This is a genomic window from Neisseria sp. P0001.S007, assembly GCF_051963655.1.
Classification (GTDB): domain Bacteria; phylum Pseudomonadota; class Gammaproteobacteria; order Burkholderiales; family Neisseriaceae; genus Neisseria; species Neisseria subflava_A.
Genome location: NZ_JBQCUB010000001.1, coordinates 303,087 through 319,036 on the forward strand (window position 1 = coordinate 303,087; position 15,950 = coordinate 319,036).

The window sequence follows — 15,950 nt, forward strand, 5'->3', positions numbered from 1 at the left end:
TTGTCATTCAGTTTCGGTTAATCAATTTGTCATTCATCGCCTGCGACGCTTTAATGGCGGCGCGGGCAGATTCGATGGCGCTTTCAACGGTGTCGTACTGCGGCTTGGTGTAGCGGACGGTTTTGGCGCGGATATTGGCTTCGTTTGCGGCCTTGATGGCGGCGAAGTCAAAAATAGGTTCTTGCGGAGTCAGTCCGCTGACGAGCGGACGGCGTAGTTTTTCAATACTGCGGATGTATTCGCGGTAGTTTCTTTGTTTTTTGCTGGCTGATTCGCTATGGAAGGCATTATCTTTCGCCGCTTTTTCGATTTTTTCGCGGGTTTCACGGCTCATGTATCTCAGCTCTTCGATATTGTCTAAATCGAGCATGTCTTTTTTATATTCTTTCGCCAATTCAGGACTTAAACCTGTCTGAACTAAATCAACGGCGGTTTGCACCGAAAATCCGTGTTTCCAAATAAGCCATTCTACAGGCTCGGTTTTTTCTAGGTCGGCCAGGGTTGCAGCTGCTGGGCGATTGATTAAATTTTGCGCAGATTCAGGGTCGAATTTCATTTTCGTAGAGTTATTGACACAAGTCCAAGCGGCGGCGGTGCCGCCGTTTTTTTTCAAAACCCACGAATGGACGCGCGAAATTTCGACGCGTCCGGTGGCTTTTTCGTAAACGCCCATGATGCGGTCGGCAGGGATTTCACCGTAGCAGTTCGGCTCTTTCGCCTCTTCGCGGTATAGTCCGAGACGGACGTTTTTGCGCGATACGGACTCGCCGCCCAAAAGGACGGTAAAACGCATCCAGTCGCCCATGTCGGCAGCCTGTTGGGCAAGCATTAAAAGGTCGTCTGAAGCGTCGGGGTTGATTCGGCGCAGCTCGCGCCAAATGGTAACGGGGCAGCCGCCGATTTGCTGGAACTGGCGGATACCGTGATGACTTGCCCATGCGTCTACGCGGACGGCGGTTTCCGCCATGCTCAACAGCGCGTCAGACTCATAGTCAACGCCCAAGCCATCGCCGCTTTGACTTTTGCCGTCGATGTTTTTGGCGATATATTTGGCGATATAACCGGCAGCCGAGCCGTGCGCCCAGTTGATGGCTTCGAAGTCAACGCGGGCAGAGGCAGGGCTTTGCTTCCAAAATTTAAAATATTTGGATTCCCAGAATTTCGCCTCGGTTTTCAGACCGGCGCGGATGGCGGCGAGCGTAGGTGCGCTGCTTTGTTTTTCACGGATTTTTGATTGGATTCGGCGGGCTTCCGCGTCCGCTTCTTTCGCAGTCGCCAAGTATTTCAAACCCAGCTCTTCGCGGTTTTCGCGGCAAGCGTGTTTTGCCACGACGCGGCGGAAGGTAAGGCGGTGTTGCTCTTCCATGAAGACAAGGCCGTGCCAGTGCGGCGTACCGTCATGATGCGGCTCAGCAACGCGGAAACCGTAGATTTTGATTTTCAGACGGCCTAATTCCGCACAGACACGCGCCCATACTTTATTTAAGTATTCCTGCGCCTGCGTCGGCGTTTCGCCGCTGAATTTCTCGTTTGGCTTGCCGAAGTGGTGCATACGGTGCATGCGGGAAGGGCAGGTAATCGTAAAAAATTCGCCGACGTGGTTTTTCAGACGGGCGATTTCCTCGAAGCCGCGAATACGCACCATCAATTCGGCGCGACGCAGGGCGGGATTAGATACAGAGACTTCAGACAGTGCCTCGAGCGTGAATTCTTGCCCCAGCTCATTGATGGCAATCATGGTTTGCAACATGGCAAGATTGCGACGCTTTTGAGACAAGCGGCGGAAAACTGCTTCATCAGAGGCATAAAGCCCCGTTTTTCGGGATACAAAGCCAGCCTCTCGACGGTAGCGTTCGGCGGCGCGCGCGAAAATGCGACGAAGCTGGCGACGCCAGAATTTAGGAGCTTTCAGGCGGGCTTCGATGGCTTCGGGGATTTTGTCCTTGAATATTTTTTGGGTATCGATGCCGTATTCGGAAGCGGCATAGTGGATCAGACCGGCGAGACTCCAGCCGATACGTTGTTTAAAATAGATGTCCTTGGCTGCGCTATCAGCAAGACCGCGGATGTCGTCGTCCGAAGCATCCAAACCTACCGAACGGACGGCAGGCGGTAGAATGGTCAGATTGTCGAGCAGGGTTTTCAGACTGTCTTCGGCGCGAACACGCGCAGCGGCGGGCTGAATGCCGCCGTCCAACTGACGGACGACCAAATCAGTAAAGAACGAACGCGCTTTTGATGCCTCTGCAGGTTTCAGGCTTTCAAATCCTTCACGCAACACAGGCGGAATCAGCAAAAAGGCTTTGGCGGCGTAGTCTTGCTGCGCTGCCTTTGCATTTGCTGTGTGAATTGATATGCCCATGATTTGTCCTATGTGAAAATGTCGTCTGAAATACCCGTCTGTCCGAGTAGTCAAGCGTCTGTCCGCTTTGTCTTTGCTCCGTTAGAATGGAAGCTCCTAAACAACCTTCCCGGAGAAATGAAATGAAGCTCAATCGCGAACTTCAAAGAAAAATATTGTCTGTCCTGACAGAATGCTTCCCCCAAGACCCTCCACCGAATTTCCTTCATACCTTACGCGCTGAATACGGCGAGGATGAAACAGACGGCAATCTGATGTATTTGGAAATGCACGGACTGGTCAACTTCAAACTTACCCGCTTTTTAGGCGGGGCGTATTCCATCGATTATGTGAAACCGACCGAAAAGGCTTTTGATTTCCTTGCCGAAGACGGCGGTCTTTCTGCGGTTTTAGGGGTAGTTACGGTCAGGCTGGATGCGGAAACCCTGCGGGAACTGGTCGCCCTGAAAATAGGCAAGGCAGACATTCCGACCGGTCAAAAAGAAACTCTGCTTAAAATTATTCGCTCTCTGCCGGAGGAGGGGTTAAAGCGGTTATCGTCCCGATTGATTGAGTTCGCTTTGGACAAGGGCGCGGATTTAGTGAAACTGCTTGATATATCCGGCGGCCTCTAATCGTTGCCAGGTGGCGAAATCGGATGCTTCCGACTTCGCCCAACTCAATATCAAATTCTTCGATCATTCGGTCTGAAACTTCAGGCTCGGATACCATCAGTCGATTACCGGTATCGCACCATATGTACTGGTCTGTTTCATATATCGGCATGGTTTCATCTCAATGCTTAAAATAGTCCTGAATTCTTTCTTCGATTTCCGCGTCCAGCTTTTTCTGCTCGATTTTGTAGTCCACATAGAGCCAAACGCCGAGCGCGGCGATAAAAACAATGCCGATGACTGCGAAGATACTCATTGCCCCACCTCATGCGGGATTTCAGCGTCTCCGCCCATGTGGTCGAATGTCGGCGATTCGTAAACGCAGACCGGGTCAGTTGCAGGCAGCGTTTGCGGCTGTTCCGCAATGTTTCCGTGGGTCGAACCAAGCATAAAATAAGATGCGGCGAGCATTAGGGCGAGGATGATGTAGCGGATTTTGATTTTCATGATGTTTCCTTGTTTGGTCGGGTTCAGGCAGCCTTAAGGTCGTCTGAAACTGGGTTTACTTTCATTTTTCTGCCGGCATATACCGCGCGGGCTATTTTTTCGTCTATGCCTTCAAGCTGTCGGGCGGCTTCGGAAAGCTGGAGAACCGGCAAGCCCAAGCTGTACACTACGTTTTGCTGATTCAGCATATTGCCCAGTCGGGCGATTTCCTTTATCAACTTCTGGCTGTCTTCCAGAGCCTTGCTTTGCTCCGGCGTAACCAGCCAACTTCTGACGACTTCCGCATCGTTGTAAGCCGCCAACGGCTGACGGCCTGTATTTCGTTCCAAGAGCGCGTCGCGCTCCAAGCCGTTCATGATTTTTGCGTTTTCGGTTTTACTGCTTGCCAGCTTTTTGCCGATATTCCACATGGCGCGGGCTTGGGCTTTGGTTCTAAAAAAGCGAACCCGCTGCGGTGCCGACTTCCACGTCGGGACGATTTCGCTGTTCATTTTTCTTTCCCTTTACAACAAATTTTTCTGACTGCTGCCGCCGTGTTGTTCGATGATTTCGTCTGCCGTCATCTGCGGCGGCACCAAGGCGGGGTTTTGATGCAGCGGGCTGGGCGGGGAAATGGTTTTGATGACTTCCGTCGATGCCACGCCCGACCAGCCGCACGAAGCATTCAGGCATTGAATCGAGCTATAACGGAGGCGGTCTGTCATCTTCCGACTCGCCGTTACCTTGCAGCGGCTGCCGCAGCAAGGGCAGGTAATCTGTACCCGCATATTTCCGTGTTCCGCCTTACTGATGTTGCGCTGCGCCATTTTCATTTCTCCGTTTCAGGTCTGCCGATGCGTCTTCAAAGGCACGCAGATACATTTCCGCATATTCCAAGGCAGCTTCGGCGGCAAATTCGCTCAATGACTTATTCGCCGCGCAGGCCGCCGATTCCATCAGGTCAAGCTCTTCGCCGAAAAATTTGACCTCGACGGCGGCAGTGGCTAGTTCTTCCGGCGCGCTTGTTTTGGGGCAGGGTTCGGCGTGGACGTGTTGTTTGAGAGACAGTCTGCCTTCGATTTTGTGAATACAGTTTTGACACATGACGTTTCCTTTTTGGGTTGATGCCGACTGTCCGGCGGGTCAAACGTCTATCCGCTTTGTCATAACCCCGTTACAATGTCATTTCCAGTAACCATAAACGGAGTAATTAAAATGGAGCTTAACGACTACCTACTTCCTCAAGTTCAATCCGTCCTTGACCACCTTTACGTTGAAGAAGTGGACGGAATCGAAGAAATCCACGACGATGGCGAGCTTTATTTCCAGCTTTATCAAAAAGCCGCAGCGATGATTGCGCTTGATGTTGCCCTGAAGCTGCTTGAAAACGTCCCCGGAGGTACTGCGGATTTTTATCAAGAACTTCAGCGATTGTGGCAACACGGCCCGACTGATCTCCATCGAAGCCTTGCTGAAGCAGCATTTCACGACCTTGACAGCAAAATTCTTCCCATACGCTTTGATGAATAACAACGCCGCTTTTTTTAAGCACTTCTTTCATTTTTCCCAAAGCCATGCTAATCATGGCTCTTTTTCTTGAATCGATATGAGCTTGCGCTCTTAAAACAGCCTGAATTTCTTGTTCTTTCATTTTTCTACTCCTTGGTTGGGGTTGATGCCGTCTGAAATTATTCAGTCTTTCAAAAGTAAATTATAAAAATACGTCTGGTCTTAAATCTTCCCGCCGAACTCCATACCCAAGCTTCTCAATTTCAACTGCAATTTCAGCTGGCATTTTATTGCGACCCTTTACCCAACTATTTACAGTGGAACGTTTTTTTCCAAGTTTTTCGGCTAATGCTGCTTGACCGCCAGCAGCTTTGATTGCTTTTTCTAGGTAATTCATAACATCTCCTTAATTTTGAGAAAGTATATTTTAAATAACCTGAAAAGTAAACTTTTAGTAGCCGTTTTTTGTCTATTTAAAATTTACAATGCTGAAAACATGGAGAATTTTATGACTTACGATTTGGCAAAATGGGCTACTGAGGCAAGAAAAGCAGCTGGGATGACTCAAGAGGACTTTGCACTTGAGCTTGGCTTCTCAACTAAAGCCAGCGTTAATGCAATAGAAAAAGGACGAAACAAGCCAACTTTTGAAACGATGGTAAAAATATCTAAAATTTCAGGATTCCCTTTGCCTTATCAGGAAGTCTCCCAAACAAAAGTACTGTCTGAAGATTCAGACAGCCTCGCTGACGACCGCATACGTTTTGAGCGGTTGGACGTGGTTGCCGCGCTTGGAGACGGCTACATCAACAACGAAGCAGTGGAGGTGGTCGATTTCGTCCATGTCGATAAAGCATGGGCGCGCGAAAAACTCGGCGGCAACCTATCCCGTATCCAAGTCATCACGGCACGCGGCGATTCCATGCAAGGCACCATCGAGGACGGCGACGTACTCTTCGTCGATACCTCCGTCCACTCATTCGAAGGAGAGGGCATTTACCTCCTGTCCTTCGCAGACGGCCTAAAAGCCAAACGCCTGCAAGCCTCCGTTGGCGGCGGCCTGCTGGTCATCAGCGACAACCCGTTATACAGAACGGAAACCATCGAAGGCGATGGACTGGAAAAATTAACCATCTGCGGCAAAGTCCGCGGCGCATGGCATTTGTCGGGATTTTGATTTGAATTTTGTGAATCGGCTCAATTCACGGTAAGTTTTGGAAGGTGCGGCCGTTGGTTTTTTTGGATATTTATTATTTGGTAATGGTAAAAACAATTGTAATTAACTTAAAAGTTAACTATTATGGCGGAATTGATTTATAAGGGTTCGGTGTACGGCTGCGTCCTGTCTGACGAAGCTGTCGAACAAATCGGATTCGACGGGGAAAACCTGCCGGAGCGTATTTGCGATGAAGACTCGGAAGAGCTTTGGGTTCGCATCATCCGTTATTGCGATGGTGAAAAGCTGATAGAGCCATTCGAGCTCAACTGTGAAGGACTCCCTTTCTGGGCAGTCAAAACCGCCCGACCCGAAAGCCTGCGGGCTTATTTTTGGCATGACGGAAACAATATGGTCATCAGCCATTTCATCAAGAAAAACACTCAAAAACTTACCCGTGAAGACCATCATAAAATGCGCTTGATTATGGATTCTTACAATCGTAATGGAGGCTTTTGATATGAATATGCCGATACTCAATAAATTGCTCGGACGTTTCGACTTCCGCAAAAAACATAACCGTACCGACTTGAATATCCAAGCTGTTGACCAGCTGCGCGAAGCCATGGAAAGCAAAGGAATCAGACAGAAAGATATTGCGGAAAAGCTGGGTATTTCTCCCGCCGCCGTATCTAAAACGCTGTCAATGTCTGAAAAAAATCTCGAATTGAACACTATCGCGGATTTTGCGACGGCTATGGATATGCGCTTTTCTCTGATCCTTGAACTTGATCCGCATTGTTCCGCTACACCTGCCGCTATCAAAAAAGAGTTTATCAGTTACCGTGAAACAAGAGTGCTTTTTAATACTGTCCTAGATGGTGTCAATGATTTACCCAAATTCGGTGAGTTTAGGGAAATTTCAGTCTCTTTAGAAGCGGAGGGTGTATGAAAATCGTTCTAACCGACATCACGCCGCTGAATCTGAAAATTGATGCTGACGGTTTGCGTTCTGTCCCTGATGCGCCAGCTTTTGATATTGAAGAACGCCTTGAACTTCAGGCGGACGGCTTCAGGGTGGCAGTCAATGCACCGGCCATCGAAGTCAGATGCTTGGCGGTCTATCAATATCTGCTCAAATATGATGAAGTCAGACGACCTTTAATTGATATTAATATGTCTTACCTGGCGGCTTTTGATGTGATTTCCGATCCCCTTGTGGATTTGATTGAAATGGGAAGCAATCCGGAAAAAATGCGGATTTTGCTCGACTTTACCGAACAAGCCGTCCGTTTCAAAATCAGCACTATCCTGAATCAGTTCGGTATCCGCACCCGCTATCCTTTGGCGGCTTTCGAGGTCAATTTATAGTTTCATTCCTAAAATAACAAAAGGTCGTCTGAAATGTTTCAGACGACCTTTCTGATAAGGGTGTACGTTTTAATTTGGTATTTGTCGGCATTTTGAGACAAGTGGCAGGGTGGCCGCTTGCGGAATATAACTAAAAAGATATATTATGCAACTTATTGTTCACGATCATGCGGAAGCGGATTTGGGACGCCTTTTCGAGAGTAATGAGAAGGCGGTCGGTTATATCGATAGTGTGATTGCGCTTATCGATGATACGCCTGCGCTTTTTGATAAGCTCTTTTCTGAAAAAAACTGTCGCGATTACGATCAGCCCATCGGCCTTTTGGGTATGGAATGCAAACGTGTGGCGGTGTTGTGGCGGGCGGATATACGCGTGATGCGGCTACGGCTTGATGAGGAATCTGCGCTTTCGCTGCGTATTTTGTACTGCGTTCGAAATGAGATGCAGCCGAACCGGACGTTTATCCGGAAAATCTATATTTTGGCGGTTGCCGACAAATCCGAGGGCTTCGATTATCAGCCCGATCATCCGATTATGCGGAGAATCCAAAATGACTATGCAAAAATCGAATATTGAAAATTGGACTGCCTTCGGGGCGGTCTGTCTGTTTACGGCTTCAGCGGTGTCTTTGTCTGTGCCTGCCGCTGCTGCGACTGTCAGAGCTTCTGCGGTATTTGTTGCAGGCGGCCAAGTTTTGCCGCTTTCTGATGCTTCAGACGCTTGCTGCTATGTGGAACGTGTTCGCAAAAATCCTCGCCGTGCGGCGGCGATGGATAGAGCCGCTAAAAAGCTGGCAGCAAGACTTGATGCGGATACTTCGGGGGCAACGTTTGCATCATTGCGTCTGAAACACGGTTTGACGCAATCTTCGCTTGCTGAAAAAACTGGTCTGAAACAGTCTTATCTTTCGCGCATTGAAAACAACCGCTGTACTTTGAGTAATGAAACAGTCGATAAGCTGGCAACGGTTTTCGGTATCGGCCCTCTTGATGTACGGGCGGCTTTTGACCGTCAATGGGATTTTGTGGAAGGACTCAAATCATGATGCCTGTATCGCTGCATATTCAATATTGCGATAGTATTATCCGCCATGCGGACGATTTCCGTTACAGTCTGATTGGCATTTATCCGGGGGTCTGCCCGCTACCGTCGCGTGATTTTGTATTGGCTCAATTAAATCTTTCTCTGAATTTCGAGATTCCGACTTCTAGAAAGGATTTAAGTTTTGCGCCTTTGCGCTTGGAGATTCTTAGGAATGCCGATGTTTTGTCAGTATTCGAAATGCCACCTGTCGATAATGCTCCTGTAGTATCGGAAAATCCTGAAGTATTCAGTGGGCTGGTGCATCATAGTTTGGATCATCTTCCTGTATCAGTCGGAGATAAAATTTATGCGCGACTTGTAGTAGGGGATGTTGTGGCAACTGGAAATTCCCTTAAGTTTATCGCTATGTAAGCTGAAATTTTAAAAGGCCGTCTGAATTTTTTCAGACGGCCTTTTGTTTTGGTCAGGGTTTGGAAACTGCGGCGGCAAAGTTTGGGCTGACTTCGCCTTCGTAGAGGACGATCGGTACGTCTATCAGGCTTTGGAGTTTGACGGCTGTCGTCAGTCCGTTGCTGTCGAGGGTGTGGACGGTTTCCTTACCCACCCATTTCTCTGCGTCGATTTCGGGCTTGAATCCTTGCAGGGTTACGGGGCTTTCGGGGGCGACGTCGGGACGGCCGATGGCTAGGGAAATATCGAATTCCATTGCGCCGCGTTTTAGTTTTTTGTACGCGGCGCGCGCTCCGGTGGCGGCGGTTTTGGGGCTTTGGTAGGTATGGCGCAGGGTTTTGATTTTTTTGCCGGCAGTATCCACCTGTTTGATTTCGGTTACTTCTTTGGTGGTGGTTTTGTGGGTTTTGCCGTCTTTGCGTTTGGTCTTGTATTTTTTGGTGGTGGTAACGGTTTTTTTGACGGGGTCGTAGTTGTCTTCGGTAATGACGACTTCGTGCTTTTTACCTGTCTGTTTGTCGATGTAGTAGGCGCGGACGGCGTTGTAGCTTTCGGTATTGCTGTATCTGAATGCATATTGGTCACCACTGTTGCGGGTAATCCTGATTGTAGGCAACGGCTGCCCGCCGGCGGTCGTGGCTTCGCCTGATGAAACAAACAGGAGGCGGCCGTGTTTGACTGTTGCGATGGCGTCGTAGCGTTCGGCAAGGCGCGACAAGAAGGCGGCGTCGGATTCGTTGCTCTGGTCGATGTGGTCTATTTTTTCGTCTTGGTAGGCTTTGCCGATGATTGGGGTGTAGCCGTTGGCGGCGGCAATGGATTCGATGATTTCTTTCAGGCTGGTTTTGTGCCAGCTTTTTTCTTTTGCCTCTGAAAATCGGTCTGATGTGTCGGCGGATTGGGCGGTGATGTGCAGGGTGTCGGGCGCGCCGCTCCAGCTTACTTCAGTAATTTTGTAGCTGCCTTTATCGACAATGCCTGTTTCGATGTAGCCCAGGGAGATGGTTATCTCGGCAGACTTCGGGGGCAGGGCGAGCTTGCCGTCGTGGTCGGACAGGCTGACGGTCAGTTCGTCCGCCTCGAAGCCGCTTTTGTCGGTCAGGCTGATGGAGATGATGCGGGAGAGGGCGGCGGTATTGAACGGCTTGCCGTTTATGGACAGCTTGGCGACTGGGGTTAGATGGTTGCCGCCGGTGTCGGTAATGGCGTTGAAGATTTTGACGGCTTGGTCTTTGATTTGGGTAAGTGAGGTCATGTCAGATTCCTGCAATGCTGCGGGCGATGGATACGCCAAGCTGAAGGGCTTTGCCTTTTAGTCCCAGCGGGCTGTCGGATACTTTTTTTAATTCTATGCTGAAGCTGATGGAACGGGCTTTGCCATCGTGCATGAGTTGGCTTCTGTCTTCTTTAATGGATGTGATGACGTATGCGCCCATTATTTGACCTGTGCCGAGGATGAGATTGTATGGTTTTCCACGCTCTGCCATAAGGTGGAGCATGGCCAGGGAGGTGTCTCCCCCTGTGATTTCCGGCCTCATTTCGGCTGACAGGGTCAGGGTGTCAGTTTCCGGCCCTAGGTATTGGGTGGGATTAATACCGCCGCCGACGGTGGATTGATTTGGGTGCTTCCAGCCGCTTTGGCGGTTGATGGTTTGAAAGGGGATGGTACGGATGAGAAAGGGGAAGAATCCTAATGTGGCAAGCATGGTAGTGTCCTTTTTTGGTGTCAGTCATCTGAAAATGCGCTACGGGCACGACGTGCGGCTTGGTCTGCAATCTGCTTAATCTGACGGGCAACTTCGCGGGCGATGTCGGCTGGGCTTTGGCTGCCTCCGTTGATGGTAATGTTGACGGTCATACCGCCTGCGTTTGTGTGATTGAATCCTGCCGATACGGGAACTGCTCCGACAAGGGAAGGGCGCGGTTCTTCAGCTGCGGCGGGGATAATGCTCTGCAATGCGCCCAAGCCTGCTTTGCGGATTTTTTCCAGAACCCTCCATCCTCCGAAGCGGGCTACATCTTGTTGATTGAAGACAACCTCGCCTTTATGCACGATACCGGCCGCTTGGTTGACACCTCCCGCTCCTGTGTAACCGCCTGTGGAATATCCTTTGTTGGGAATGTATGCGCCTACGCCATAACCGGCTGCGCTGCCTCCCGGTGCGGTCGGTTTGGTGGAAAAGGCTTTTTTCATCCATTCCCATGCACTAGTAGCGACGTTTTTGAGGATTTGGAAGTTTTTGATGAGGATACCGATTGGGCCTAGTGCGACGGAGAGGGCGTAGGATATGGGGTTGTTGCCGCTGAATGTTTTTTTTATCCATCCCCAGCCTATGATGAGGGCGTTTTTGATGCGGTCCCAGTGTGTGGCCAGTGCAACGATTGCGCCAATCGGCCCGGTCAGGGCGTATAGGATGGGATTTTGGGCGAATGTTTTTTTAATCCATTCCCAGCCTCTGATGAAGGCGGCAGTCAATGTATCCCAATTGGTGTAAACGAGATAGATGATGCCGATTAGGGCAGTCAGCGCAAGGCCTATGGGATTTAATGTCATGAAACGTAGGGCAATGCCTAATACTTTAAGAATACTCATGCCGAATCCGCCAAAGGCAATGCGGACGGCGGCAAAGGGGACGGCAACTGCGGCAATAACTGCGGCCAGCCCTGCTAAGGCGGTCATTGCTGCGGTTGCATAAAATGCGATTTTTCCAAGTTTGGCGGCGGCCTCTGGATTTTTTGCCGACCATTCGTTGAATTTATCCAATAAGCCTGAAATGACATTCATGCCGTACTCTAAGCCTGAAAACATACTGCGCCCAAAGCCTGATTCGGTATTGAAGAGCTTATTTTTGAACATCTGCCATTTGGACGACATGGTATTGACACGAATTTCGAACTCTTTGTCGAGGCTGCCTAAAGCGTCCGGGGAGGTGGCAAGGCGGATTTGCTCGCGCCAAAGCTCTGTATTAGCGACAAGTTGGGCAAATACGCGGTTATATTCGCCGCCTGCCAAGCCTTTGAGGATGCCTGCTTGTTGCTCTTTCGGCATTTTTTGGACGGCGGCAATGATTTTTTCAAGCGTACCTTGCGCGTCTTCGACCATGCCTTTTTGGACGGATTTTGCGTCCATACCTATGCTTTTCAGGGCTTCCCGTACGGGTTTCATATCAGGCGCGGTACCCAGCCTTGTCATGAGGCTGCCGACGGCCTTTGCTGCTGTACTCGACTCAACGCCCGTACTAATAAGGGCGGAACCCAAGGCAGCAACGTGTTTTTCGCCCATCTTCGCCAAACCCATACTGCCTGATACTTCGTTCATGTAGCTGATGAGCTGGTCGCCTGAAACCAGTGCGTTGTCATCGAGATAGTTCATGACGTTGACTAGTTCAGAAGCGGCTTCTTTGGATAATTTGAAGTTTTGGCGAATGCGCCCCAACTCTTCGGCAAGAGCCTCCGGATCTGCTGCTTCAAAGGCATTTGCAGCTTTGACGGCTTCGGTCACATAGGCAGCAAGCTCTTGGCGTGGGATATTCATCTTCGCGCCGGCAGTCATCATTTTCATGATTTCGACGGTAGCCATAGGCAATCCATCGCTTAGTTTTTGGACTTCGGTGCGCATTCTGGCGATTTCTGCATGATTGAGGCTGCCATCTGCGTTTTTAAGGCTGCCGACTTGGCGAATCAGTCCCTGCATTGCATCTTCTTCTGACATGGCTGTATTGATGGCATGCCCTGCACCTTGCCTCATGGTGGCAGCCTTGCTACTTGTCCATGATGAGACACCCGATGCAATACCTGCGATGGCGGTGGCCTTGATTCGACTCTGTTGCCGTTTTTCCAGCTTTTCTAAGGCGGTGGACTGCTTTTCGATTTGGGCAGTAGTCTTTTGCATTCGGGCGGCAATCTCTGCCTGCTCTTTTTCAAGGTTTTGTCCGGATACGCCGACTTTTTCCATGTGGTCTTTGTAGCGTTTTAGCTGCGCGGATTGTTTTTCGTATTCGTTATTCAGCCTTTCGCCTTCACGGGTCAGCTTTTTGAGTTCTGCCGCCTGTTTTTTTGTGGCAACGCCCGTTTTGTCGATTTCGGCAGTAAGACGGCTTGTGGCGGCAGAATTACGGATGATTTGCTCATTCAGACGGTTGAAATATTGTTCTGCCTTGCCGATTTTTACCAGTGCGGTTTGGGCGCGCTCAAGATCACGCATTTCTTTTTTGTTTTTCGCCAATTCGCCCGACAGCCCGCTACTACTTTTTTTAATTCTGTCAAACGTTTTGCTTGCTTTGTCGGCGGCTTTGAGGATAATATTAATTGTCTTGTCTGTCATGGCTCGAGCTTTAAGATGAAACGGAAAATGAAAAATCAAATCTTGGCAGATTCGGTTTTGAATGCAGTCGATTCTGTCATTTGGTGGTATGGCGCATTATTTTGGCTTTTTGTTGCCGTCATTGCCCTTATGGTATGGATGCTTCCTTGATTATTTTGTCGATTGAAAAGGTCGTCTGAATTGATTTCAGACGACCTTTTTTATTGTCCGTCTCCTTGGCGTGCGCGTTGGATTTCGGCGGCTTTGGCTGCCCAGCGGTTAAGGGTAAAAAGATTTAGTCCTGCGAACCAGCCGATACCTCCTTTGAAAGTAATGGCGCAGAGGGCAAGGGCGTCGTCTATTGGGTAAAACGCAGGAACGTCTTCATCTTCTTCAGCCTGCCAGATGTCGGGCGCTGCTTTTATAAGGTCGGCGAACTGGCCGGCTCGGTATCGGAAGCATGGGTATAGCCCAAATCGGCAAAGGCTTCCTGAATCTCTGCTTTCGCCGAAGGTGCGGCTGAAAAAAAATCAATAGCGGCATTGAGGGCTTGTACATCTGCCATACCTAATACGCCATATTGCGCCATGCCGATTTTTGGGGTGCTGATTTTTGAGAGGAGCTTTTGAACAGTTTCGGTGTGTTTGATTTTGATGAGGTCTTGTCCCATGCCTGCCATGTCTTTGGCCAGCGGTTCGCGCAGAGTGTAGGCTTTGCCGTCGGTCAGGGTTACGGTCAGGGTATCGTCTGGGTTGATTTTGATTTTTGGTTCTTGCATTTACTTGTTCCTGTTGTATGTGTTTAGAGGCCTAATGCGGCGCGAATGCCGGCACGAACGTCTTTGTCGCCGATGATGAGTTTGTTCGCCATGAGGTCTGCTTCAAAAACGACTTCTCCATCGACGGTTTCTTTCCAGTAGGTTAGGGCATATTTGAATGTCTGCTCTCCACCTTCGGCTGCTTTGTCTTCGCTGCGTGTGGTTTCGATAATTCGGCCACGCGCTTCGCCGACCAGTGTTTGGTAGGTTTCTTCGTCTTCTTTGTGCAATGCGCCTTGATAGCGTAAGAGGTTGCCATTGATTTTGTGGCTGATGGATTTGAACAGCTCAAGATCAAAACCTTTGCTGGTCAGCTCCAGCTCTAATTTTTCAATACCATGAATAACTGTAAATTCGCCCATACCGCCGCCCGGGGTATAGTCTTCGGTTTTGAATTTGATGTCCGGGCGTTTGACGGTCATGAGGACGCCGTCTTTGTTGAGTCCGTCGGTAAAGACGTTAAAACTTTTCAAGATGCGTGGCAGCTGCATTGGGGTGTCCTTTATTACTTGTGTTTGGGGTACCTATCCCTAACCCCTCTTTGTTGGGAGAGGGGAATTATTGGGAGGCAAGGTAGTTTAGACGGTGGTCGGTTTGAGGTTGGATGCGAATTCGATAACTCGGTCGGTCAGGTTGACGATAAAGCGGTCTGATACATGTTGGTTGAGTTCGATATTCTCTAAAGGCGGGGCTACGGTAAATTCGTAGTCGAAGGCAAAGATACCGCCAGCTACGCGTTCTTTTTCGATTTTTTTGGGGTCGATGAAGACTTGCGCACCCAATAACCAGCCTTGATAGACTTTTTCGGCGAGCTTGGCATTGATGCTGTTGATGATGTCAATCATAAGGCTCGGGTGCATTGGTTTGTCCATTGCCCAGAGAAAGCTTTCGGCGATGGTCTCTTTAATTACGGAAGAGACACGGACTGTCGGTTCGAATGCCCAGGCAGGATCTGCAGAACATGTGCGGTTGCCCCAAACGCGGAAGCCGTTTTCACGGATGAGGGTGGTAATGTTGAGGTTGTTGATGGTATTGGCGTCGCTGTTGATGTCCAGAAGTCCGAAGCTGCGTGGGTATTTAAGGGCGGATACGCCTTGAATTTCGGTATTTGAAATGGATTTATGCGGACCGATTTTTTGGTCAAGCATGGCGCGTGCGCCGAGGATGCGGGCAACGGTAGCGGCAGTTTCTTGGGTTTTGGAAGCGCCGAATGTCATGAATTCGTTGTCAATCAGCATGAGGTTTTTTTGCCCAAACCCGTTCTTATATTGGGTCAGGGCGGTAATATTTTCTGCGCCGCCGGCGGATGCATATACGAAGCCTTCAAGAGCGTTGGCGGTTACAACCAGCTCGGCGGTTACGTCAGCGTCGTCAAGTTCGGGCGCACCGATGATTTTTGGTTTGTAACCGGTATGTGCGGGAGCTTTCGCCAGTGCTTTGATACCTGCGATAACGTTTGCTTTCTGCTCCGGTGCTTTGGTTGAGCCAGGAACGCGGACTACAACGATTTGGGCATCTGCCTGATCTGCAATTGCGTCTAGGGATTTTGCCAAGGTTCCTTTGCTGCCTGCTTTATCAATCAGGGCAGAGACGGATGTTGAAAATATGGGTTTGGTAGCGGGAAAGACTGTGGCATCAGCGTCGTCTGCGGTGGCAACGATGCCGATAATGTTGGTGGCGATATCGGAAATATGGCGCGCGCCGTGTGTGAATTCGTTGGCTGTTACGCCGTGCATGCGTTTTGCGGTCATGTGGCTGTCCGTTTCTTTGGGGATGGTCTGATTGTTGCTTTGCTTTTTATCGGTGGCAAGCGGTGGAGGTTTTGAGTGGGATTTTCAGGCCGTCTGAAGTTTTCAGA

Annotated in this window: 23 protein-coding genes; 9 read left to right on the plus strand and 14 right to left on the minus strand. The window is 49.7% G+C overall.

Going from position 1 to position 15,950, the window contains the following annotated elements:
- Window positions 1–7: 7 nt before the first annotated feature.
- Complete coding sequence (locus ACTHRE_RS01490) at window positions 8–2,362, minus strand: replication endonuclease (protein ID WP_377072903.1); 2,355 nt, start codon at window positions 2,360–2,362, stop codon at window positions 8–10.
- 122 nt (window positions 2,363–2,484) lie between these two features.
- Between ACTHRE_RS01490 and ACTHRE_RS01495 the strand changes: the two genes are divergently transcribed.
- Window positions 2,485–2,976 (plus strand): hypothetical protein, encoded by a 492-nt coding sequence (locus tag ACTHRE_RS01495; RefSeq protein ID WP_377072901.1) that lies wholly within the window; start codon window positions 2,485–2,487, stop codon window positions 2,974–2,976.
- A gap of 160 nt (window positions 2,977–3,136) precedes the next feature.
- Here the strand turns inward: ACTHRE_RS01495 and ACTHRE_RS01500 are convergent, their stop codons facing one another.
- The 7 genes from ACTHRE_RS01500 to ACTHRE_RS01530 all read right to left on the minus strand — a co-directional run bounded on the left by ACTHRE_RS01500 (window position 3,137) and on the right by ACTHRE_RS01530 (window position 5,347).
- Window positions 3,137–3,271, minus strand: coding sequence for a hypothetical protein (locus ACTHRE_RS01500; RefSeq protein WP_283127782.1), 135 nt, complete (start codon window positions 3,269–3,271; stop codon window positions 3,137–3,139).
- Entirely contained in the window at window positions 3,268–3,462 is a 195-nt protein-coding gene (locus ACTHRE_RS01505; protein WP_063075552.1) for a hypothetical protein, read from the minus strand. Before ACTHRE_RS01505 ends, ACTHRE_RS01500 begins: the two co-directional genes overlap by 4 nt.
- A gap of 23 nt (window positions 3,463–3,485) precedes the next feature.
- On the minus strand, window positions 3,486–3,953 hold the full coding sequence (locus tag ACTHRE_RS01510) for a hypothetical protein (protein WP_377072899.1): 468 nt from the start codon (window positions 3,951–3,953) through the stop codon (window positions 3,486–3,488).
- A 12-nt stretch (window positions 3,954–3,965) separates the two neighbouring features.
- Window positions 3,966–4,268: an ogr/Delta-like zinc finger family protein gene (locus tag ACTHRE_RS01515; RefSeq protein ID WP_222571212.1), complete on the minus strand. Its 303-nt coding sequence runs from the start codon at window positions 4,266–4,268 to the stop codon at window positions 3,966–3,968.
- Entirely contained in the window at window positions 4,246–4,545 is a 300-nt protein-coding gene (locus tag ACTHRE_RS01520; protein ID WP_063075555.1) for a hypothetical protein, read from the minus strand. Before ACTHRE_RS01520 ends, ACTHRE_RS01515 begins: the two co-directional genes overlap by 23 nt.
- 118 nt (window positions 4,546–4,663) lie before the next feature.
- Entirely contained in the window at window positions 4,664–5,092 is a 429-nt protein-coding gene (locus tag ACTHRE_RS01525; RefSeq protein ID WP_377072896.1) for a hypothetical protein, read from the minus strand.
- A 60-nt stretch (window positions 5,093–5,152) separates the two neighbouring features.
- Window positions 5,153–5,347 carry a transcriptional regulator gene (locus ACTHRE_RS01530; protein WP_063075557.1) on the minus strand — a complete coding sequence of 65 codons (195 nt, stop codon included), beginning with the start codon at window positions 5,345–5,347 and terminating at the stop codon, window positions 5,153–5,155.
- A 111-nt stretch (window positions 5,348–5,458) separates the two neighbouring features.
- On the opposite strand from ACTHRE_RS01530, the gene ACTHRE_RS01535 reads away from it, so the two are divergent.
- The 7 genes from ACTHRE_RS01535 (at window position 5,459) to ACTHRE_RS01565 (ending at window position 8,933) form a co-directional block, all read left to right on the plus strand.
- Window positions 5,459–6,127, plus strand: coding sequence for a S24 family peptidase (locus ACTHRE_RS01535; RefSeq protein ID WP_107792098.1), 669 nt, complete (start codon window positions 5,459–5,461; stop codon window positions 6,125–6,127).
- Window positions 6,128–6,250: 123 nt separating this feature from the next.
- A complete protein-coding gene (locus ACTHRE_RS01540) occupies window positions 6,251–6,625 on the plus strand; it encodes a hypothetical protein (RefSeq protein WP_377072894.1) in 375 nt (124 codons plus the stop codon).
- 1 nt (window position 6,626) lies between these two features.
- Window positions 6,627–7,058 (plus strand): helix-turn-helix domain-containing protein, encoded by a 432-nt coding sequence (locus tag ACTHRE_RS01545; RefSeq protein WP_188211661.1) that lies wholly within the window; start codon window positions 6,627–6,629, stop codon window positions 7,056–7,058.
- Complete coding sequence (locus tag ACTHRE_RS01550) at window positions 7,055–7,477, plus strand: hypothetical protein (protein WP_377072892.1); 423 nt, start codon at window positions 7,055–7,057, stop codon at window positions 7,475–7,477. Before ACTHRE_RS01545 ends, ACTHRE_RS01550 begins: the two co-directional genes overlap by 4 nt.
- A gap of 145 nt (window positions 7,478–7,622) precedes the next feature.
- Window positions 7,623–8,054 carry a hypothetical protein gene (locus ACTHRE_RS01555; RefSeq protein ID WP_188211663.1) on the plus strand — a complete coding sequence of 144 codons (432 nt, stop codon included), beginning with the start codon at window positions 7,623–7,625 and terminating at the stop codon, window positions 8,052–8,054.
- Complete coding sequence (locus ACTHRE_RS01560; RefSeq protein ID WP_223168914.1) at window positions 8,029–8,523, plus strand: helix-turn-helix domain-containing protein; 495 nt, start codon at window positions 8,029–8,031, stop codon at window positions 8,521–8,523. Before ACTHRE_RS01555 ends, ACTHRE_RS01560 begins: the two co-directional genes overlap by 26 nt.
- The gene (locus tag ACTHRE_RS01565; RefSeq protein WP_188211664.1) at window positions 8,520–8,933 is read left to right on the plus strand and encodes a hypothetical protein; all 414 of its coding nucleotides are present in this window, start codon (window positions 8,520–8,522) and stop codon (window positions 8,931–8,933) included. The genes ACTHRE_RS01560 and ACTHRE_RS01565 overlap by 4 nt, the downstream gene beginning before the upstream one ends.
- A gap of 52 nt (window positions 8,934–8,985) precedes the next feature.
- Here the strand turns inward: ACTHRE_RS01565 and ACTHRE_RS01570 are convergent, their stop codons facing one another.
- From ACTHRE_RS01570 to ACTHRE_RS01580, 3 genes are read right to left on the minus strand one after another with little or no spacing between them, the layout of a single operon-like run.
- Window positions 8,986–10,227, minus strand: a complete 1,242-nt coding sequence (locus tag ACTHRE_RS01570; protein WP_188211665.1) for a contractile injection system protein, VgrG/Pvc8 family — start codon at window positions 10,225–10,227, stop codon at window positions 8,986–8,988.
- A gap of 1 nt (window position 10,228) precedes the next feature.
- Window positions 10,229–10,678: a phage tail protein gene (locus ACTHRE_RS01575; RefSeq protein ID WP_063075563.1), complete on the minus strand. Its 450-nt coding sequence runs from the start codon at window positions 10,676–10,678 to the stop codon at window positions 10,229–10,231.
- Window positions 10,679–10,698: 20 nt separating this feature from the next.
- Window positions 10,699–13,296 (minus strand): phage tail tape measure protein, encoded by a 2,598-nt coding sequence (locus tag ACTHRE_RS01580; RefSeq protein ID WP_440344763.1) that lies wholly within the window; start codon window positions 13,294–13,296, stop codon window positions 10,699–10,701.
- Window positions 13,297–13,323: 27 nt separating this feature from the next.
- On the opposite strand from ACTHRE_RS01580, the gene ACTHRE_RS01585 reads away from it, so the two are divergent.
- On the plus strand, window positions 13,324–13,446 hold the full coding sequence (locus tag ACTHRE_RS01585) for a hypothetical protein (protein ID WP_265511155.1): 123 nt from the start codon (window positions 13,324–13,326) through the stop codon (window positions 13,444–13,446).
- 250 nt (window positions 13,447–13,696) lie between these two features.
- Here ACTHRE_RS01585 and ACTHRE_RS01590 read toward each other — a convergent pair whose 3' ends face one another.
- The 3 genes from ACTHRE_RS01590 to ACTHRE_RS01600 form a co-directional block, all read right to left on the minus strand.
- A complete protein-coding gene (locus ACTHRE_RS01590) occupies window positions 13,697–14,053 on the minus strand; it encodes a hypothetical protein (protein WP_070647002.1) in 357 nt (118 codons plus the stop codon).
- A gap of 23 nt (window positions 14,054–14,076) precedes the next feature.
- Window positions 14,077–14,583 (minus strand): phage major tail tube protein, encoded by a 507-nt coding sequence (locus ACTHRE_RS01595; protein ID WP_188211667.1) that lies wholly within the window; start codon window positions 14,581–14,583, stop codon window positions 14,077–14,079.
- 87 nt (window positions 14,584–14,670) lie between these two features.
- Window positions 14,671–15,843 (minus strand): phage tail sheath subtilisin-like domain-containing protein, encoded by a 1,173-nt coding sequence (locus ACTHRE_RS01600; RefSeq protein ID WP_188211668.1) that lies wholly within the window; start codon window positions 15,841–15,843, stop codon window positions 14,671–14,673.
- Window positions 15,844–15,950 lie beyond the last annotated feature (107 nt).